Below are 20612 nucleotides of genomic sequence, written 5' to 3' on the forward strand. Positions count from 1 at the left end.
TGAAGGGCCGTTGAAGACTACAACGTTGATAGGCAAGATGTGGAAGTGGTGTGAGCCATTAAGCTAACTTGTACTAATTACCCGTGAGGCTTAACCATACAACGCCAAACGCGTTTTATGTGATAGTTTATAGCGCAAGAAGTTAATAGACTAAAGTAGATTTACTGAAAACTTTATTATCAGAATTCCAAATTTATAAGGTGACTCTTAGCGCGTAGCGTTAAAGTTGAGGCACCTTGCGCAAAGGAAATGTAAGCACTACGTGCTTTGTCATTACTCCTTTGCACCCTATTTGCTTGGTAACAATAGCGTTTTGGACCCACCTGACCCCATGCCGAACTCAGTAGTGAAACGAAACAGCGCCGATGATAGTGTAGCATTTGCTATGTGAAAGTAGGACATTGCCAGGATCTAATTAAAGAAAGCCCGACTAGCAATAGTCGGGCTTTTTTACGTTTGCAGAAAAGTGAAATGCGCGCAATTAATACACACTCACATCAACACGCAGGGCGGGCGAGCAAAGCGACTCCTGCTGTTAAAATTATAAAAACATACGCTCTACGATGAGTGCGCAGCATTTTCACTATGACTCTCCACCGCTGAAGGTATCATGACATCACACAAGCATTAAGTTGTAGAGCTCCCGAACCTAACGAGCTGGGCTTTTTACATTTTTAGAAAAGTGATTCAGGTATTCCTCTAGAGCGAAGCGTCTCTCAGTGAATAATCTACTTAATTTAACGAGTTAAAGTGGCATCGCCGATGCGAGTGTAGTTTTTCACTGTGACTTCCTAACGCTGAGTTTACTATTGCACTGTACAAAGCTTCGAATTAAAGAAAGTCCTAACCGAAATAGTCGTTTTTTGCATATATAGAATGTAAAAATATGAGTGAATAATATCAATTCAAATATATAAGCAGATTGGTATTATATAAAAAGTATGAGATCCTAATAAGTCGAAGTTATTTTAAATTAATGGTGTTAGTTAATGATTACTCGTTAACAAACCTCTGACTTAACTTGTTTATGAAGGCAATGAATACTAATATAATTTCATGACCTTATAACTAAAATTTATTGAGTTAGTTGTTTTAAAATTACTACCAATAATGATTGTGAGCTGTAACTAGATGCCCTATGAAACATTTTTAGATGACTCTACTTCGCTAGTTGAATTTACACGTATTTACTTAGCTATTTTTTATACTTTTGTTGCGGGGTTTTATACATTTAGAATTATTTATAAAAATAGAGACACACCATCAGGCGTTATTTATCCCGGAGATAAGTTTTGTACTAGTTGGTGGAACCATATGGTTTTTAAGTTTTTCAGGGCTGCTATTTGGTTTATATGTGTAATTAGAGTGTTTGTACCTGAGTTAGATAGCTACCTTGGGTTATTCCCAATTCTCAATGGCTGGCCAGGTGTATTATTTGGCGATATTTTATTGAGTGCAGGTTTTATTTTGACGATGTTTGTACATTTTCATATGGCGGCACTTTGGCGTTCAGGAATTGATCCTAAGGGACCACATGAGCTTAAAACATCAGGACTATATGAATACTCTAGGAATCCGATGTATTTAGGTGTTGTAGCTGCACAGGTGGGTTTCTTTTTAGCCTTACCTAGTATATTTAGTTTGACCTGTTTGGTTATTGGTTTTATAGCTATATATAGACAGACGTTAGTTGAAGAAGCTCATTTAGCTCATCGCTTTTCAATACAATATAAAGAGTACAAGCAACTAGTCCCTCGCTGGTTATAGCTTGGGATTAAGCTTTAAATACATGAAATTTTAACGCAAGAGTAAAGACGTGTTCTGTGTTGAATTGCTAAAATCCAGCAAGATGGACATAAATCAGATCACTTCTTTTTGTTTTATACCAATTCGCTTAATTAAGTGATCTATTTTGAGGATGGAAAAACGTGTTGATAGCTAGGCAAAAAATTTGCTATTTAGTTGTTCTAAATGAGAATTTTTTAACACAGGTAGCGACACATTTAGCCCCGCAAAATGATTAAGTATTATTGCGGATTGGTATTATATACTTTTTCATAAACTCTTGTTTAGTAATTGCCTTTGAAAAAATGTAGCCTTGAATATAATCGCATGCAAGCAGCTTTAATAGGTCATACTGTTTTTGTGTTTCAACACCTTCCGCTACCACCATTACATCTAGGTTATGAGCCATAGTGATAATAGCCTTCACGAGAGCAATACTATTATCGTTTGATTCAATATCGCTTATAAATGAACGATCTATTTTTAAAATATCTATATCTAAGCGCTGTAGATACGCCAAAGAAGAATAACCAACACCAAAGTCGTCAATCGCTATGTCTATATTAATAGTGCTTAAGCGTTTTAATTGTCGCTGTATTGACGAATCTGGATCCATTAAGGTATTTTCAGTGACTTCAATTAAAATAGTGTTGGCGGGTAGTTGGTACTTTTTACTTGCAACAATCCATTCATCCACCCAGCAACCAGTGCGGTCAATTTCAAGAGGTGATGTATTTACACTGACTTGAATTGTCTTTTCACTTAAAACATTGAATTGGACGGTATCTTGAATTGCTTGAGATTTTACCCATTGGCCTATGTCGTTTATTAATCCATTTTTTTCAGCAACAGGTATAAATTCATTGGGGCCTATTAGGCCTCCTTCAGGGTGGTTCCAACGAATAAGGGCTTCAGCTTTTGGTACTGATTTCCCATCAATTGAAAATATAGGTTGGTAATATAATTCAAATTGGTTTTTTACAATTGCAGTGCGTATCTCTTCTATCAGGCGACGCTTTTCTGTGGCTTTTTCTTCGATAGCATAGGAGAAAAACTCATAGCGATTCCGCCCTTTATTTTTAGATAAATACATTGCTTGGTCAGCGCGTCTAACGAGCTCTTCTACTGTTAAACCATCAGCAGGGAAAAATGTTAAACCTATGCTTGCAGTAACATAGACTGTCTCTTTTTTTACTTTAATGCTCTGCATTAAACTACTTTTTACTGCTTCGGCAATTTTTGATGCTTCATCCGGGCTATTTACACCCTCTAAAATTAATGTAAATTCGTCACCACCCAAACGTGCGACTGTATCTTTAGTCGTTATACAACTTTGCAGTCTTGTTGCTACTTGGTGTAAGAGTAAATCACCGTAGTCGTGCCCTAGGCTGTCGTTTACTTCTTTAAATCCATCCAAATCTATGAATATAAGTGCGAATTTCATTTCCTTAATACTTACTAAGCTTTGTAGTTTTTCGTAAAAATAACGCCTGTTTGGTAAGTCGGTCAATCCATCTTGGTAGGCATATTGTTGCAACTGAATATTCGCATTTTCAAGTTCATTAGTACGCAGTCTAACTTGGTTTTCTAATGAATTTTCTCTTTGCTCAATGTTGTATAACATCGCATTAAAACAAGAGGTCAATTGTCCTACTTCATCTTGTGATAGCTGTTTAGCGCGTAAGCTATAATCGTGTGATGTAGTTATTTTACTTGCTGTTTGAGCTAAATATAAAATAGGGTTTAAAAAGCGACGCCTTAATAAAAGAGATAAAATTAGGCTGATGGCAAAGGTGAATATCATCAAAATCATTATAAACTTAAAGTAAAAAGTAATTCTGTCTTGAATGTAGCTGTTGTTAGCGCGTATTTTTAATATACCGTAATCATGCATATCGAGCTGAAGGGGTGTACTTACTTCAATACTTTGCTCCATATTTTCATCTTCGGATTGCGCAATAACAAGTTGCTCACCAGTCATACTTGTTACCATTATACTAATAACATCTGAGCGTATAAGTATTGGGTTTATAAGCTCTTGCACTGCATCTATATCATCAAACATAAGTGCTGTAGTTATATTCGGTGAAAGCATTTTTGACAGAGAGCCCAAGCTTTCTATTTGTTCCTCTTTAGCGCTAGTGATTATTTCATAAGCACTAAATACAATGGTTACTGTCGCGGTTGATACAAGTGCAACACTCATTAAGATAAATAGTAATTTTTTGCTCATCGTATTTAATGCAAATAGTTTTTTCATTGCACTACCTATCTACAACGCGGGCAAGGCGTAGCACTTTTGAGCTCATAGTAATACCTGCATCTTTAAGCTGCTTCGGAGCAATTTCAAAGCGAATTTTACCACTGGAAAGAAAAAACCTGATATGACCGCCATTTTCAATAAATGTGTCTGTTTCACCAATGAGCATAACGTTTTTCAGTTCTAAAGGTGTTATGTTTTGCCATTCGATAAATGTATCAGAGGTAATAAATAGCATGTTACACGCCGAGGTTGTTACTTCATCAAGAGTGATTAATTTATTGTATAGAGGTAAGTTTTTTATAGTGCGACTTTTTAAAGCGTTGTTAGCCGCATCAATAAAGTATTTATCAGGGCTACAAATAATAAATTCATTAAGAGATTCTAAATGATAATCCCAGTGTCCAAAACGTGCAAAGTTATATAAGAAGCCTGCTTTTAGCATGTATTCTTTTTCAACAGCGCCAATGCTGGAACTAAAAAGTGTCAACGTTATTAAGCTACTGTGAATTAAACTTCTTAATTTAATCATCTAATTAACTTAGAAATTTGCTGAAATTGTAAATGTAATACATTCATCAATATAGTTTGGTAATGTATAGGTTTCGCGCGTATTATTGTACTCAATATGTGAACCTGCAAAGAGGTTTTTACCCGAAATTGCAGTAGACCACACAGGTGTTGCTTGCCAATTCCAACTAACATCTAACGTTGTGTAATTATCAGTGTTATATGCATTTGAGTTAATTGCGCGCAATGTCGCAAACACATTATGGTTGTTTAAAAAAGAATAATCGGCTTTTGCAAATAACTGCTTGTTTTTAGAGTCATAGCCGATTGCTGGCTCTACTCGAGGAGGTAAATCGTAGTTATAATCGGTGTAACTATAACCAAACTCAGTATTGAGATTATCAACAGGTTGCCACGATACAACTAGGTCGAACCCTTTAGTGCTCGTGTCTGCTACAGATGCAAAGTCTAAATCTATGCGAGTCATTGTTAGTGCTTGAAATACTTCTGGGATTCTCCCTGCTAGAAATAATTCAAGTATAGGAGTGAATTGTTCAGCATGCGTATTCATATCAATAACCGCTACGTTATTAGCATCGGTATAATAAGTAGAAAGATCCAATGACCAATCGTTAGCAGTAAAACGGTAGCCTAATTCATAAGATAGATAGTTTTCTGATTTAACTTTGTCGTTACCATTTAGGTAGGTTGCAATTCGGTAGTCGTCTATTTGTCCAAAGCCAGAGCTTAAACCGGTAAGATCTTTAATTTCTGTACCATTAACTTTAAAGTTGTCGTTAAATTCAATCAATGTTGGTGTACGTACACTTCTCGATATAGCACCCCAAGTAAGGTGGTTATCTACTGGTTTGTATATAAGCCTTGCTGACGGTTGATTTTCCCAGCCAGTTAAATCGTTATGATCAAGCTTAGTACCAATAATAAAATCGAGTGTATCAGGCGTCACATTGTATTGAGCTTGAACAAGTGCACCAAACTGTTTGAGGTTATCAAAGTTTTTATCGCTATCTAAAAATACACTTTCTGCGAAAGAGATAGAGTTATACCGGTAGTTTAATCCCCAATCTAGCTGTAGAGATTGGTATATGAAGTTCATTTGATAATCAATATCTATCGATTCAAAATCTTCTTTAATATAATCTTGGGAACCATTTTGTTTCAGCCAAGAAATTTGTAGCATTTGATTGGCATCGGGCGACACTCTGTTTTCAAGGCGTGCCATTATGCGTGAGTCTGTTCGCTTTAAATCATCTGAGAATGAAATGTTTTCGTTGGTTTTATCTATAACACCTCGGTAGTTTTGACCAAGTGTTGAGTGAGTAACGTCCCCCTGTAGTAGCGCAGACCACTCATCATTAGGGGTAAAGTCAGCCCGAAAACCTAAAGAATTTTGTTTAGTTGTATCGTTAGGTGCGAGTAAGATCCCTTTTTTTGATTCATTCGCATCTTTTACATGACCATACACACGGTAGCTGCCTATGTTACTTATATCACCACCGTAACGAAGATTTGCATCAACATTTATTTGATTACCAGTTGTTACGTTTGCGTATCCACCGCGAGTATCAATACTGTTTTTAGTAATGATATTAATCACGCCATTATTTGCGTTACTACCCCAAAGTAATCCGCCTTGTCCGCGTATTACTTCAATGCGTTCAATGTCATACAAAGGAACGTTGAGTGTTTCCCAATAAACTGCAGCAAATTTTGGGGTATATAAGCTTTGTCCGTCAATCATAACCAATAGTTTGCTAGAAAATCGAGAGGCGATACCTCTTGATGAAATAGCCCATTGATTGTTATCGAGCTGACGAACAATTAAACCAGGCACCATTTTCAGTGCTTCAGGTACTGATGTAGCACCAGAGTTAGTAATTTGTTCTTTACTTAATACATAAATAGATGAAGCGGTATCAAATGCTGATTGTGCTCTTTTCATCGCAGAAGTTGCTTGTACATCCATGCTCATTAAAGCATCAAGGTCGAGGTCTTCATCTTCAAACGGCTCGGCCGTTAAGAGAGGGCAAACAAAAAGTAATGGCCAAAACAAACGTTGTGATATTTTCACCCAAAAGTCTCCTGCGCAATCAAAAAATCAAAAACAGTCTTTGTTTTTGTAATACATGTGATATCACACAATATTAACATACATTAACAGTGTAAAAGCATAAATGAGATTAAATCAAGGTAACTAATTTTGTAGTAGTTAAAAGGTCTAATATCGCCCAATTGAACTGTAAAAATATAGTTAAATGAACTTTATAAGTATATTTATTAAAGAGTCAGTAAAATGTAAATAGCTGATAGTTATATGTTTATATACGACTTAAAATTTAGTCTATTTCAGAATAACTTCAAAGTATTTATGGTTATTAAATATTTAATCTTAACTTTTTCGTGTCATGCTTCTCAAAGCAATATTAATTATATGGGCACAATTTATACCTAGCCCTGTGTTATCTGCGATTGTGGTTTAATTATCTTTGCTTTTGTTAAAGCTATATAGAATACTTAAATTTGCTTGGTTTTGCTTTAAAGGCACCAAAGTATGATAAAAAATGAATTAATTAATGTAGAAGAAGTACTCGATTTAATGCTTGATGCCGTTTGTGTGGTAGATAAACAAGGCACATTTGTTTTTGTAAGCGCAGCATTTGAGCAAATTTTTGGTTATACGGCCGACGAAGTTGTAGGCAAAAAGATGATTAACTATGTTTACGAAGGTGATCATTACAAAACGCATAACGCCGTAACTTCGCTATTGTCTGGCGAAACGGTAAACCCTCGCTTTGAAAACCGCTGGATGAGAAAAGATGGTCAATTAGTCCATATATTATGGTCTGTTCGTTGGTCAGAGCAACATCAAGTAAGAATTGCAGTAGCGCACGATATAACTGAGCGAAAAGTAATGGAAGAGCAGCTCCATTACATGGCTCGGCACGATGTGTTAACTGGTTTGCCTAATCGCTCTTTATTGATGGAGCGATTAGAAAAAGTAATTATTAGTGCAACTACAAACAACACATTTTTTTCTTTACTGTTTATAGACATAAATGGCTTTAAAGCAGTAAACGACACCCACGGACACGAAACTGGCGATAAGCTTTTATGTGCTATAGCAAAAAGGCTTTCAGCGTCGGTTAGGCATTACGACACAGTAGGGCGTTTAGGTGGAGACGAATTTTTAATTATTTTAGATAATTTAAGTTCTAGCCACGAAACCGTCAGAATAAAAAATAAAGTCCTCACTGAGTTTAAAGCTGTCTTTAAGTTAGATGACGTACTACTAAATATTTCACCTAGTATTGGTATTGCAAACTACCCAGAGCACGGCCAAACAGATCACGAACTTATAAAATATGCTGATCAAGCTATGTACAAAAATAAACAACAAGGCTTAGATAACGTAACCTATTTACCTTAAAAAATTATGCTGAACTACCACCTTAGACAACTTACCTTCACAACGCCCTTTACTACAATACATTACTTAGCGCCACATTTTTAATAGCGGTTTTCCAGTGCTGCGTTAAAAATCTATAAATGCTCTTACAGCAGTTTGTAGGTAGTTCCTTGATAAATGAACTGCACAAGCTATGCCTGGTTGATAATGAAGGCAATTACCGTATAGGCAGTAATACATTTTTTACTAATGATGCAGGCGAAAGCAAGGTATCTGTCACTGATTATACAACCGCAATGGTTGATGAAGCGCAAAATGCGGCGCACGTTAGTAACCATATTAGTATTGCCTACTATATGGTTACTAATCAAAAGCGTTTGATTATTTAGATATAACAATACTGGCTCACAAGGCTAAAATAATTTAATCTGAGCGTATTAATTCTTATTAAATTATTTGCCTAATGAGCCTTCTTTTTTCTCTTGCGTTAGCAAGCCTTCCCGCTTTACCAGAGCCAGTTGCAAATAATGCTGTGGCTAAAGTTATTGTTAAAAATCAGCCCTACTTTTTAAGCTTTATGGGGCTGGGGCGCGATAAACAATACTCGTCAGTGCATAACAAAGTGTGGGCGCTTAAAGTTGGCGATTCACAGTGGCAATCTAAAACTGGTGTGCCTTCAAGCTTGCCATTAAAAGGGCGCTTAGCAAGCACCGCAGTCGGCTTAGGCGAGTACGCTTATGTGTTTGGCGGTTATACGGTAGCAGAGGATCATACTGAAGTTTCAAGCCCCGACGTATATAGGTACGACGTAATAAAAGATACCTACACTCACCTTGCTAGCACGCCAGTACCCGTAGACGATAGCGTCGCGCTGAACTACAAAGCGCGTTACATTTATCTAATTAGCGGTTGGCATAACGACGGCAACGTAAACTTAGTGCAAGTATACGACACGCAAAATAATACATGGCAACAAGCCTCGCCATTTTTAGGTGAGCCTGTATTTGGCCAAGCCGCTGCTATTAGTGCTAACACCATTGTTATTTGTGATGGCGTTAAAACACAAGCTAATCCTGATTCGCGTCGCTCGTTTGTAGGTGTAGCACAGTGCTTAAAAGGCACAATAGATTTAACTAACCCACAAAAAATAGATTGGCGTACCTTGCCACATCCAACGGGCACTGCTCACTACCGAATGGCAGCCACCAGCTATAATGGCAATATTTATATGATGGCAGGCTCTAATAACCCATACAACTACAGCGCAATAGGTTACGACGGCAAACCTGCACCAGCAAGTGATCATGTTTGGCGCTTTAGTATCGAAAAAAACGAATGGCAGGTTTTATCCTCAGTTGAAGTAAAGAGTATGGATCATCGTGGTTTACTTGAGCACAGCGGTGTTTTATATCGAGTTGGCGGTATTGATAACAGTCAGCAAGTAAGCGCTAACGTACTCGGTTACGAGGTTGAAAAGTGAACACTCTTTACATTACAGGAGCGGGAGTCAGCGCAGCCAGTGGTATTCCCACCTTTAGAGGGGAGGATGGTTATTGGACCATTGGCAGTAAAAATTATACGCCTATGGAAATGGCAACGCGCGCAATGTACCAAAACGCCCCAAAAGAGTTTTTAGCATGGTATTACCATCGCTTTGCAACGTATCGCAACCATGGCCCAAACGACGTACACCATTGGCTAAGTGACAAAAACCTAATTACTCAAAACATAGATGGGCTTGATGGCAAAGCGGGTAACAAAAATTACATAGCGATACACGGCAGGCTTGATCAAATGACCTTATTTCATGAGCAAGGTGAGCCTGTCACGCCACTTGCCACCCCGTGGGATAGTGTAGAAGAAAGCCGCCTGCAAGAGTCTCTTTTTGAGCTATTTAATATTCAAAACCAAACGCCTGTGCTAAACCATTCATTTAAGCCCTTTGTTTTATTATTTGACGAATACTACACCGAGCTTTACAGAATAACACAAGCACAACAGCGTATGCTCAACGCAGATAAAATTGTATTTATGGGCACCTCGTTTAGCGTTAATATTACGCAAATGGCAATTGAAATAGCCCGAAATTACGATATTCCTGTTGAAGTGGTTGACCCTGAGCCTGCACATATTTTGCACGCTAACGTCACATATAAAAAAATGAATGCATTAGATTACATTCAATCTAATTAAGAAGTGCTATATTTTAAAGGGGTTGGTAATGTTTTCTTAAATATTACAATCTCTTTATATAATATTAACGAGTCAAAAATGTTATTATTATCCTGATTATAACAATACTAAAGAGATCTGAATGAGCGACTTAACTGCAATAGCAAACTTGTCCATTTTACTTGTAGAGCCTTCAGAGGTTCAGCAAAAAATAATAATAAAATCGCTTTTAGAAAGTGGTGTAAAACAAGTTGAAACTGCATCTACACAAACACAAGCGCTTAGCTTATTAGCAAGTTATCACCCTGATCTAGTTATAAGCTCTATGTATTTATCTGACGGGACAGCCGACTCACTATTGCAAGAAATAAGATCAAACCTTATCACCGAGCATCAACCTTTTATGCTTATATCGAGCGAGCGTAATAAAAAATACCTTGAGCAATTACGCCAATCGGGTGTGCTGGCTATTTTGCCAAAGCCTTTTAGCGCAAAAGCCATTACCCGCGCACTCAAAGCAACCCTTGATATTATAAGCGAAGAAGAAGTAGAACTTGATCATTTTGACGTAACGCTGCTGCGAGTTTTAGTGGTAGACGACAGCCGCTTTGCGCGTAAACACATAATACGTGTACTTGCAGGGATGGGAATACCTGCACCAATAGAAGCTGAAAACGGTAAAGAAGCTATTGAGCACTTGAATAACCAACCGTTTGACTTAATAGTAACCGACTACAACATGCCAGAAATGGACGGGCGAGAACTAACAGAAGCCGTTAGAAGCTCAAATAGCTACTCACATATTCCTATTTTAATGGTGAGCTCAGAGGCAAACGACACTCACCTAGCTAATATTGCTCAAGCGGGAGTTGATGCTATTTGTGATAAACCGTTTGAACCGGCCACAGTGCGAGAATTACTGTATAAAATAATGTCTTAAAAGTAAGTACAAGCGTAGGACGGTTATTATTTGGCCTACGCTCATCTTTAAAATACATTTACTATTACAGTTTTCCTAATCTATAAATGAGTAATGCCGTTTTTTTAATGTTTTTATCAAGGCTGGTTAAATCGGCTGTTTCGTTTTTAGTGTGCGCACCGCTGCCCATCAAGCCTAAACCATCAAGTGCCATATCAACATGGTTTGCCGCAAACGAAATATCAGCCGCACCTGCATTGCGTGGATTGGCGGCTACTACTTTGTTGAAGCCTAAGTCGTGGCTTGCGTCGCTGTATAATTCTAATAGCTTTTTATTGCCGTCAGTTAATGCCATTGGCGGATAACCATCTTCAAAAATAAGCTCTGCTTTACTGCCATTTAGACTGTTGCTAGCAATAAGTTGCATTGATCTTTTTGCGTTTTCTAATTGTTTTGGTGAAAGTGCGCGTAAATCACCTGCTACATGCACGGTTTGTGCTATTACGTTGCTTTTACCAAACGCCGTTGCTGACGAATTAGCACTGTCGTAATCGGCATTGGTACCGCCCACAATAAGCCCCGGGTTAAACGTTAAATTAGGTTGCGTGGCAAGTTGCTCTCTAAAATCATTTAAAATACGTGATGCCTCGTAAATAGCGCCATAACCAACGTTTTCGCTAAATATTTGCGACGAATGCGCTGCATTTGCCGTTACGTTTAGCGTCCAACCGGTATAACCACGGCGCGCCGCCATAGCTGTTTTTATATTGTTATCGCCATTTTCATAACCAAGCGCTACGTCAGCCCAAATTGCCGCATCAACAATAGCTTGTTTAGATAAGCTAAGCGGGCGACCGCTGCTTTCTTCATCGCCGGTTAGTAACACTTTTATGCTTACATTTTCGAGTAAATTAAGGGCTTGTAAGCTTTTAAGTGCAGTAATTATTACCGTGTTACCGCCTTTCATATCGGCTACACCTGGGCCACTGGCCGTATCGGCATCAAGCTGTTTGTAGGTAGTAAAGTTATCGTTTTTGGCAAATACCGTATCTAGATGGCCGATCATCAGTATTTTTATTGCATCGGGGTTTTTACTCTCAAAGGTAGCTAATACATGCCCTGCGCGGTTAAACGCACTGCCATCCAGCCATTCTACTTTAAAACCTATGGCTTTAAGCTGCTCACTTGTTAGCGCGCCTACTTTTTTTACACCTTCAATATTAAGCGAACCGCTATTAATATTTACGGCTTGCTCTATTTCTTTAAGTGCTTGAGGAATGTTTTTATCGACCTGTTTTACTATTTCACGCTCATTTTTATCAAGCGCCGCATGGCTTGTAAGCGACAGGGTACTCGCAAGGGTAAAAATAAGTGCATGGCTAAATTTAAAAAATGACATAACAGCATAATAAGTGAGAAATAAGAATATTTAATATGAAGTAAAAATACAGAGTATTCAATAGGCGTGGTTTGTGATTTGTATAAATAATAATGAGTTACAAGGTTAAGGGTTATAGGGGGATGCGTAATTGATTTAAATACTGATATTCAAATATGATTTGTTAATTAATAATCAACAAGTATAACTAAACACCGATTTGTCTGACATTGTTGATCTCCACCATTTTGGGGTTTTGCTGCATTTAGGAAAGGAAAGTCGAAGCTAACTATCTGTTTACAGATATATATTATATGGTTAGGATAAAATTAGTATAAAAGAGCGGCATTTGTTTATTTGCAAAACGGCAAATATCGTAGACATAAACTTTTATGTGCCGAATCAAACTATGGAGTAAATTTAATTTTATGGAAGCACCAACACTTTTTACAAATGTTAGAGATTGGTTAGAAATATTTTATTTTATTAGTGGGGTTATCATTATGCCCCTAGCTGGATTTGGCTTGTGGCAATTAAAGTTAGCTAAAGATCAAATTACGTTGGCCAAAAATCAATTGGAAACGAGTAAAAATATATTTAAAACCCAATCAAAAAGAGCAGCCGTAGAGGCTGCTGTTCTTGAATGTCGTAATTTTTCAGAAACTGTAATTAAAGAATCAATGGCTCTTGATAAATTTTGTAAACAAGAACAGATATCGTATTTTGATGACGTCATTTTTACAAACACAGAAGATGGGTTTACCCTTGATTGTAAAAATGTTGATGAAGAGGATGCGAATAAACTACAAGCTGTTGATGAAACTATTACAAGGTTTATGAACGGGATGGAGGCTCATTCATTATACTTTCTAAGTGGAATTGCTGATGAAAAAATTGCTTTTCATACTAACGCTAAAGCTTTTATTGAACTCGCCGAAACGGCATTTAAAGTAATTCCTCTCTGCAATATCGACGATGATGATATTCAACCTGTAAAAACATTATATTTCATGTGGTATAAAAAGGTTGAAGCTAAAAAGCTTAAGATAAAAAAGGAAGAGATAGAAAAAGAATTATCTGATTATAAGGAAGTTAATCTTAGGTCAATTGGTACATAACAAGAGGCTTTTCAACGTCGAATATTTTCCCTTTATTCTATCTAGCCGGTATTTAAAATTAACAACCATCAGGTTTAACGCATTAGCATTAAACCTGACAGCCCAAAATCTACCAAGCTACATTTAATTAGTTGGCATTAAATAAATCTCGCGTACGCTGTTGCGCTGGTTTGCTTCAATAGCAAACAGTACGGCGTCGGCTACATCTTGTGGGTCGAGTTTGTCGGGTTTAGCTTCATCAAAAAATGGGGTGTTTACCATGCCTGGTGCTATGGTTGTGCAGCGGCCATTCCATTCGCTCATTTCCTCAGCTAAGTTTTGTCCAAAGCCATAAGCAAACCATTTAGTGGCACCGTAAATAGAGCCGCCAATTGGCTTACGGCCAGCGGCAGAGCTGGTTAATATAAAGTGACCTTTGTTTTGGCGTAAATGCGGCAGGGTTAATTTTGCAGTCCACAGTAGGGCTTTAATGTTTATATCAATCATGGTTGACCACTCATCCGGCTCACCTTTTTCGGTGCCCGCGGTTGAAACGCCCATGCCTGCGTTAGCAAAGGCTACATCCAAACGGCCAAACTTTTCAATGCCTTTTGTTACTACGTTTTCAAGTGCGGTAAAGTCTGTGGCATCTGCAGCTACGCTAAGTGCGTTATTTGAGTCTAATGATTCAACTAATTTAGTTAATTTGTCTTCGCTTCTGGCGGTTAAAATGACTTTGTGGCCATTGTTAACCAGCGTTTTTGCGGTTGCTTCGCCAATACCGCTTGAAGCACCTGTAATGAGGACTATTTTTTCTTTCGCCATGATTATTTCTCCTATGTTTACATATTCAAAATTATGAGAATAGTTTTACTAATGAGTGGGTCTTAAATGTATTTCTCTGATGTTATTACGCTGATTTGCCTCAATGGCAAATAGCACAGCATCGGCAACATCTTGCGGGTATAACTTGTCAGGTCTTGCTTCATCAGTAAAAGGGGTATTTACAGCGCCAGGGGTGATGGTTGTACAACGCCCATCCCATTCACTAATTTCTTGTGCTAGGTTTTGAGAAAAACCATAAGTAAACCATTTGCTTGCACCGTATATAGAGCCTTTAACAGCTCTGCGACCAGTTGCTGAGCTAGTAATAATAAAGTGTCCTTTGCTTTGGCGTAAATGCGGCATTGTTAGTTTTGCAGTCCACAGTAGGGCTTTAATGTTTATGTCGATCATGGTTGACCACTCATTGGGGTCGCCTTCTTCAACCCCTAAAGTGTCTAGCCCTTTACCTGCATTAGCAAAGGCAACATCTAAACGACCAAATTTTTCAATGCCTTTAGCAACTACGTTTTCAAGCGCGGTAAAGTCGGTTGCATCTGCGGCTACGCTAATGGCGTTATCTGAGCCCAATGACTCTACTAATTCAGTTAATTTATCTTCGCGTCTAGCGGTAAGTATTACTTTATGACCATTGTTAACCAGCATTTTTGCGGTTGCTTCGCCAATACCACTTGAAGCGCCGGTTATGAGTACTATTTTCTCTTTTCCCATAGATAACCTCTTCTGTGAACCTTGAAAGCTTAAAATAACCATACCAATAAACGATTAACCTATATTGAATAGGCGCTATAAATTAGCCGTAAATAGGTGGGCTCTACGTATCAAAAACCATAGTTTTAACGGTATTTTTAAAGTTGAAATAAGTGATTAAAAAAGATAGGTTTAAATTTTTTATTCTATATACTCGCGCCACTTCTTTTGAAGTCGGTTTTATTAGATTTAACCATTATTTTGCTGAGTGTCAGCAATATTTATCGGAACAAACATGAAAGATAAGCTTTTAGCGTTTTGGCAAAGCCATTCAGAAACAATCATCACTTTGGGGTACAAAGTGATTTTAGCGTTGGTGATTTTAGTTGCGAGTGCCTTAATTGCACGCTCGGTTAAAAAAGCGATTAAAAACTCTAAATCGCCATTAAAAAGAGTAGATAGTACGCTACTCCCGCTTTTATCGAGTATTGCTGGTTATTTAGTTTATATAATTGGCGGGCTATTTATTTTAGATATTTTTGGCGTTAATACGGCAAGCTTAATTGCGCTAATGGGTGCTGCTGGTTTAGCGATTGGTTTAGCCCTTAAAAATACGCTGAGCAATATTGCTGCGGGTATTATGCTGCTAATACTCAGACCTTTTAAAATAGGCGATTTTGTTGATGCCAGTGGCACACTAGGTACTGTGAGTGAAATAAACCTATTTACCACTATTTTTAAAACCACCGACGGTCTTTATATAGCATCGCCTAACGGCAAAGTGTGGGGTGGTAATATTAAAAACTTTACCCGTAATGGCAAAAGACGAATGGACATAGTGGTGGGTATTTCGTATGCCGACTCTATTGATGTTGGCTTAGATGTACTTAAAGAATTAGCCGCATCAGAGAGCCGATTACTCGCAGAGCCTGCACCTAAAGTAATGGTGACATCAATAGGCGAAAGCGCAGTGAACATTCAATTACGTGCGTGGGCTGTTAATGGTGATTATTGGCAAACTGTGTGGGATTTAAATAAACGTGTTAAAGAAGCAATTGAAGGTGCTGGGCTGAGTATTCCGTTTCCGCAGCGTACGCTGCATATATCTGAGTCTATGGCGTCGGCAATAACTGTTAACAAAGATGCTTAAATATGTATTAGCATAAACACAAATAAAAATAGCGAGCCTTGGCTCGCTATTTTCGTATAAGCCTTTGTGTAGGCTGAGGTATTAACCTTCTAATTGAAAGTCGTACACTGAGCCTAAATTTAGTAGCTGCGTTAGCTCATCAAGCGCTTGGTAGCTTTCGGTGAGTAGGGCTGAGTCTGCAAAGTCACTTGCGCCTAATTTGTCGCGGTAGTTACGTTTTGCCCAGTCACACAGTTGTGTGTATTTAGTATCGGTTAAAATAACCTCTGGGTTTACTGCAGCAAGTTCTTGCTCGTTAAGGGCTACACGTAAACGCAAGCAAGCTGGGCCGCCGCCATTTTGCATACTTTGGCGTAAATCAAAAAACTGTACTTGGTTTACTGGGTTATCAGCCATGATCATTTCTTCAATGTAGGCGTTAACCGCGACGTTGCGTTTACATTCTTGTGGTGCAACTAACAGCATTGAACCATCTTCAAGGCTCACAAGTTGGCTATTAAATAAGTAACTACTTACAGCGTCGGTAATGCTTACTTTATCGGTAGGTACTTCAATAATGTAAAATTCTTTATTGCCCACATACGCTTCGCGAATATCTTGCAGTGCCAAAGCTTGGTTTAAAAATGCTTGCTGGTGGCACAGTAATACGTTGGCGTTACCTACTGCAATTACATCGTTATGAAACACGCCTTGATCTATTACGTCTGGGTTTTGCTGTAGTAAAATTTGGCTTGAATCTTTTAAGTTATGTAAGCGACAAATTGCTTCTGAGGCTTCAAGTGTTTGCCTTGCAGGAAACTTAGCGGGTTTTGGTAATTGGCTGTTAAACGCGCTGGCACCAAATACAAACATTTCAAGGCCTTGCTCGCCGTGGCTGTCACAAAAACGAGTATGGTTTGCTGCACCTTCGTCGCCAAAAAAGCCTTGGTCGGGTAAATGGGTATGGTGCGCAAAGTATTTGTCGTTATTAAACATAGCCTTTAATAAGCGCGTAGTTGTTGCAGGCTCTAATGAACGATGAAACTTATTATTTAAATTAGCTGAAGTAAAATGTACTTTGCCGTCGGTTGTATCAGGAGATGGCGATACCGTAGCGGCATTGGCTGTCCACATTGCTGACGCTGAATAACACGCGCGTAATAAAATAGGATCTGCTTTAAATGCTTTGTGAATTACTTGTGCATCGTTACCGGTAAAGCCTAAGCGGCGCAGTACGTTTAAGTCGGGGCGCGCATGAGGGGCAAATACACCTTGAGTTAGGCCTTTGTCGTGCATGGCTTTCATTTTTTCAAGGCCTTGAAGCACTGCCTCTTGAGGATTTGAAAAGCTTGCTGCGTTATTTAACGAGGCAACATTACCATACGATAAACCAGCGTAGTTGTGAGTAGGGCCAACTAAGCCATCAAAATTAACTTCCAAAGCGTGCATACACGTTCCAACTAAAAATTTTCAATAGGATGCAACAATACAACGCATTAGGGCTGCTTGCAAAGTTATAAACGCAGTGTTTTTACTAATTTTTTCGATGTTTTTAAATGTGGAGTTTATTACAAGGGGGTTGTTTTTATATTGAACGATTAATTTGAAGTTTAATTAAAATGTACACATAAACTTCATAGTGTGCAAAAGCTTAGCCTAAAGTAGGTTTTTACATTTAAGCTTTATGCCAAGCCTTTACACAATACGATGTTACTTAACATAAACGCGCTCTTTATCAGCGGTGGTATGGGTATTTGTTGGATCATTAACTTGCCAAACGCTAATGTCTAAACGCCATAAAAGGTAAAGGGTATGGTATAAGTTGAACATGGTTTTTCCTTGGTATTTTCACTGAACACATCAGTTTATTGGAAGAAGTATGCCAACATTAACTTGAATATTTTATGAATAGAAATCAGGTATTTAGTATTTAAGTGTAAATACGTATTAAAGGATTAGCACCAAAGCGGTGAAGTATTTTTAAAATATGCACCAGTGTGGTGTGTTTTTAACAAAAAGCCCTGCAACTATTGGGTCACTTAAATGTGCAAGGCTTTTTAAAAAATACAGTCACTCAAAAAGCAAATTAGCGGCCTACTTTTCCTTTTACTAAAGGCTCGAACGACATTACTTTAAACTTACCGTGGCTTTGATTTTTGCCATTATTAAGTACAGGCGAATTATGTAAATCGTCAACGGTAAAGTATATTTTATGATCGGCTCCGTAGCTAAAGCCATCAGGCCAGCTCAAACGTTCGTCTTTAAATAATACTTCGTAGTCGCCAGTGGGTTTAACTACGCCAATTGCGCCATTGGTTATGTCGGTTACATATACGTTACCGCCGCCATCAACAATAATACCATCGGAAATTGGCTTAGTGCCGTAACGCGTAACTTTGTCTTCAAGTGCTTTAGCCGAAAGGCTCTCGTTATTTATATCGCTGGTGGCAATGCGGTAAACCGACGTGCCCGACATTGAGCCAAAGTAGAGCCAGTCTTCGTTAGGGTCAAGCGTAATAGGGTTAACACCTAAGCGGGCTGGTTGTCCGCCAAGGCTCATTATGCGCCCATCAATAACCATATCGATATTTTCGGCGGTGGTGTAATGGCTATTTTGTAACACTCTGCGTGCGACACCTGTTTTAAGGTTTACCGTAATAATAGCGGCTTGGCTGCCTTGGGCTGTGTCGGCAATGTATACAACGCCATGTTTATTATCGATGACTAAATCGTTTAAAAACGAGGTGTCGGTAATGGTTGGTTTAGCCAGATAAATAATTTTATGCAGTTGCTCTTTGTTTGTATCCCAACCTACTAAGCGCCCAGCGTGATCGGGCCCTGAAGTGTCGAGCATCCATAATACACCATCGCTTGATACGTTTATGCCAAGTACGTCGTAAAAACCTTTACCGTTATTGTACGCGTATGCCCACTCTTCATTAGGATAGGGCTTAGTTGTACCATCGCTTAAAAGCTCCATAATTTTTTGCTTTTGGCCAAAAAAGCCATGCACAGATAAAAACTTTCTGCCCGATGGGGTAATAGCAATGTTGCCCGGAGGGTGCTGCGCATCAAATGTGGCTACTGTTTTTAAATCAGCATTTTGGCCAGCGGTGTTAGCAGATACAGCGTTGCTACCTAAAAGTGCCGTGCTACACGCCGCTGCTAATAGTAGTTTTTTAATATGAGTCATTTTTAAAACCTTTTAAAACACGTTTATTGTTTAAAAATTAAGAGCCTAATCGGCTAAGTCGTTTACTACTAAATCGAGCAGCTGCATCAACTGTTTCGCTTGTGTTGCATCTACACTATCAAATTTACATAAAATATTTTTAGGAATATCGGCTGCTTTTAACTTAAGTGATTGGCCATGCTTGGTTAGCTGAACTAGGCGTTTGCGTTTGTCCTGCTCATCTTTAATAACAGCCAGTAATGATTTGTCGCTCATTTTTTTGAGTATTTGGGTCATTGCACCGCCATCTATCGCGGTTTTATCTATTAGCTCTGCAATTGTTATTTCGTCTTGCTCCCACAGCGCCATCATTACTACGTATTGCGGGTAAGTTAAATTTAGCTCGTTTAAAGGCTCGCGATACGCACGCGCAATGCTGTTAGATGCCATATATAACCGATGACATAACTGATTTTTTAACTTTAATTGCTCAAACGGCATAACATTATCCTTTATTTCGATACAGGGCATTTTAATTTGCATGCAAAGTATTTGCAATCTCTAATTACTTGTTCTATTATTTTGCATACAAACTAAATTAATTACTAAACTTTGGAGTTCATTATGAATGTATTACAAAACGTAGCTTATACAGCAAAAGCAACTGCAACTGGCGGCCGCGAAGGCGTAGCTAAATCTGATGATGGTCGTTTGGATGTAAAGCTATCAACACCTAAAGGTTTAGGCGGAGACGACGGACAAGGTACTAACCCTGAGCAATTATTTGCCGCAGGTTATGCCGCGTGTTTTATTGGCGCACTAAAATTTGTAGCAGGTAGCGAAAAAATAGATTTACCAAGCGACACACATATTGACTCACAAGTATCTATTGGCGCGATTGAAGGCGGTTTTGGTATTGCAGTAAAACTTGCTGTATCACTAGGTGATATGGATAAAGCTGCAGCGCAGGAGCTTGTAGATAAAGCGCACCAAGTATGTCCATATTCAAACGCAACACGTGGCAATATTGAAGTAGAGCTTTCAGTTATTTAATTAATTGCTAAGTTAACTAATACTGTAATAGCCCAGTGGTTTTGCCACTGGGCTTTTTTGTTTGCCCAGCGAAGCTGGCAAACCCGATAGGCTGAAAGATGCCTTATTACCCTGACTAAGGGGAAGATAATCTGAATGGCAAGGGCGTCACTGGCCAACGGTGGGGTCTGAAGGAAG

At 38.5% G+C, this 20612-nt stretch carries 19 protein-coding genes and 2 rRNA genes; 11 read left to right on the forward strand and 10 right to left on the reverse strand.

Translation table 11 applies throughout. The features are described 5' to 3' along the window. The 3 genes from H4J63_RS16600 to H4J63_RS16610 all read left to right on the forward strand — a co-directional run. Positions 1–98 (forward strand): 23S ribosomal RNA (locus H4J63_RS16600); the annotation flags it as partial. Positions 99–295: 197 nt separating this feature from the next. Beyond that, a 5S ribosomal RNA gene (gene rrf / locus H4J63_RS16605) occupies positions 296–410 on the forward strand. Positions 411–1131: 721 nt separating this feature from the next. Further along, a complete protein-coding gene (locus H4J63_RS16610; protein WP_024592034.1) occupies positions 1132–1767 on the forward strand; it encodes an isoprenylcysteine carboxylmethyltransferase family protein in 636 nt (211 codons plus the stop codon). A 253-nt stretch (positions 1768–2020) separates the two neighbouring features. Here the strand turns inward: H4J63_RS16610 and H4J63_RS16615 are convergent, their stop codons facing one another. Genes H4J63_RS16615 through H4J63_RS16625 form a run of 3 tightly spaced genes read right to left on the reverse strand, consistent with a single transcriptional unit; the run spans position 2021 to position 6647 of the window. Next, positions 2021–4045 carry a bifunctional diguanylate cyclase/phosphodiesterase gene (locus H4J63_RS16615; protein WP_182197599.1) on the reverse strand — a complete coding sequence of 675 codons (2025 nt, stop codon included), beginning with the start codon at positions 4043–4045 and terminating at the stop codon, positions 2021–2023. A gap of 4 nt (positions 4046–4049) precedes the next feature. Then, positions 4050–4577, reverse strand: coding sequence for a YfiR family protein (locus H4J63_RS16620; protein WP_182197601.1), 528 nt, complete (start codon positions 4575–4577; stop codon positions 4050–4052). 9 nt (positions 4578–4586) lie between these two features. Beyond that, the gene (locus H4J63_RS16625; RefSeq protein WP_182197603.1) at positions 4587–6647 is read right to left on the reverse strand and encodes a TonB-dependent receptor domain-containing protein; all 2061 of its coding nucleotides are present in this window, start codon (positions 6645–6647) and stop codon (positions 4587–4589) included. A gap of 480 nt (positions 6648–7127) precedes the next feature. Here H4J63_RS16625 and H4J63_RS16630 point away from each other — a divergent pair, with 480 nt between their 5' ends. The 5 genes from H4J63_RS16630 (at position 7128) to H4J63_RS16650 (ending at position 11094) form a co-directional block, all read left to right on the forward strand. After that, positions 7128–8003: a sensor domain-containing diguanylate cyclase gene (locus H4J63_RS16630; protein ID WP_182197604.1), complete on the forward strand. Its 876-nt coding sequence runs from the start codon at positions 7128–7130 to the stop codon at positions 8001–8003. 149 nt (positions 8004–8152) lie between these two features. After that, positions 8153–8371: an epimerase gene (locus H4J63_RS16635; protein WP_024605256.1), complete on the forward strand. Its 219-nt coding sequence runs from the start codon at positions 8153–8155 to the stop codon at positions 8369–8371. 74 nt (positions 8372–8445) lie between these two features. Further along, the gene (locus tag H4J63_RS16640; RefSeq protein WP_182197606.1) at positions 8446–9462 is read left to right on the forward strand and encodes a kelch repeat-containing protein; all 1017 of its coding nucleotides are present in this window, start codon (positions 8446–8448) and stop codon (positions 9460–9462) included. Beyond that, positions 9459–10175, forward strand: coding sequence for a Sir2 family NAD-dependent protein deacetylase (locus H4J63_RS16645; RefSeq protein WP_121955448.1), 717 nt, complete (start codon positions 9459–9461; stop codon positions 10173–10175). Before H4J63_RS16640 ends, H4J63_RS16645 begins: the two co-directional genes overlap by 4 nt. Positions 10176–10296: 121 nt before the next feature. Next, entirely contained in the window at positions 10297–11094 is a 798-nt protein-coding gene (locus tag H4J63_RS16650) for a response regulator (protein WP_182197608.1), read from the forward strand. A gap of 64 nt (positions 11095–11158) precedes the next feature. Here H4J63_RS16650 and H4J63_RS16655 read toward each other — a convergent pair whose 3' ends face one another. Then, entirely contained in the window at positions 11159–12472 is a 1314-nt protein-coding gene (locus H4J63_RS16655) for a M20/M25/M40 family metallo-hydrolase (RefSeq protein WP_182197610.1), read from the reverse strand. A 407-nt stretch (positions 12473–12879) separates the two neighbouring features. Between H4J63_RS16655 and H4J63_RS16660 the strand changes: the two genes are divergently transcribed. Then, positions 12880–13569, forward strand: a complete 690-nt coding sequence (locus H4J63_RS16660; RefSeq protein WP_182197611.1) for a hypothetical protein — start codon at positions 12880–12882, stop codon at positions 13567–13569. Between the two features lie 123 nt (positions 13570–13692). Here the strand turns inward: H4J63_RS16660 and H4J63_RS16665 are convergent, their stop codons facing one another. Both H4J63_RS16665 and H4J63_RS16670 read right to left on the reverse strand, forming a co-directional pair. Continuing rightward, a complete protein-coding gene (locus tag H4J63_RS16665) occupies positions 13693–14373 on the reverse strand; it encodes an SDR family oxidoreductase (RefSeq protein ID WP_182197613.1) in 681 nt (226 codons plus the stop codon). Between the two features lie 48 nt (positions 14374–14421). After that, a complete protein-coding gene (locus H4J63_RS16670; protein ID WP_024597442.1) occupies positions 14422–15102 on the reverse strand; it encodes an SDR family oxidoreductase in 681 nt (226 codons plus the stop codon). Positions 15103–15376: 274 nt separating this feature from the next. On the opposite strand from H4J63_RS16670, the gene H4J63_RS16675 reads away from it, so the two are divergent. After that, entirely contained in the window at positions 15377–16231 is an 855-nt protein-coding gene (locus tag H4J63_RS16675) for a mechanosensitive ion channel family protein (RefSeq protein ID WP_182197615.1), read from the forward strand. A gap of 81 nt (positions 16232–16312) precedes the next feature. On the opposite strand, the gene astB is transcribed toward H4J63_RS16675, so the two are convergent. The 3 genes from astB to H4J63_RS16690 form a co-directional block, all read right to left on the reverse strand. Next, the gene (astB, locus tag H4J63_RS16680; RefSeq protein WP_039486553.1) at positions 16313–17659 is read right to left on the reverse strand and encodes an N-succinylarginine dihydrolase; all 1347 of its coding nucleotides are present in this window, start codon (positions 17657–17659) and stop codon (positions 16313–16315) included. A 637-nt stretch (positions 17660–18296) separates the two neighbouring features. Continuing rightward, positions 18297–19403 carry an L-dopachrome tautomerase-related protein gene (locus H4J63_RS16685; RefSeq protein WP_182197617.1) on the reverse strand — a complete coding sequence of 369 codons (1107 nt, stop codon included), beginning with the start codon at positions 19401–19403 and terminating at the stop codon, positions 18297–18299. A 45-nt stretch (positions 19404–19448) separates the two neighbouring features. Then, on the reverse strand, positions 19449–19883 hold the full coding sequence (locus H4J63_RS16690; RefSeq protein WP_182197618.1) for a MarR family winged helix-turn-helix transcriptional regulator: 435 nt from the start codon (positions 19881–19883) through the stop codon (positions 19449–19451). Between the two features lie 123 nt (positions 19884–20006). Between H4J63_RS16690 and H4J63_RS16695 the strand changes: the two genes are divergently transcribed. Next, complete coding sequence (locus H4J63_RS16695; protein WP_149593264.1) at positions 20007–20435, forward strand: organic hydroperoxide resistance protein; 429 nt, start codon at positions 20007–20009, stop codon at positions 20433–20435. On the opposite strand, the gene H4J63_RS20120 is transcribed toward H4J63_RS16695, so the two are convergent. Beyond that, positions 20432–20612 (reverse strand): hypothetical protein (locus tag H4J63_RS20120; protein WP_409072681.1); only part of this gene is annotated, 181 nt, incomplete at its 5' end. The two genes, H4J63_RS16695 and H4J63_RS20120, sit on opposite strands and share 4 nt — an antisense overlap.

This window comes from Pseudoalteromonas sp. 5Ae-yellow (assembly GCF_014077565.1).
Lineage (GTDB): Bacteria > Pseudomonadota > Gammaproteobacteria > Enterobacterales > Alteromonadaceae > Pseudoalteromonas.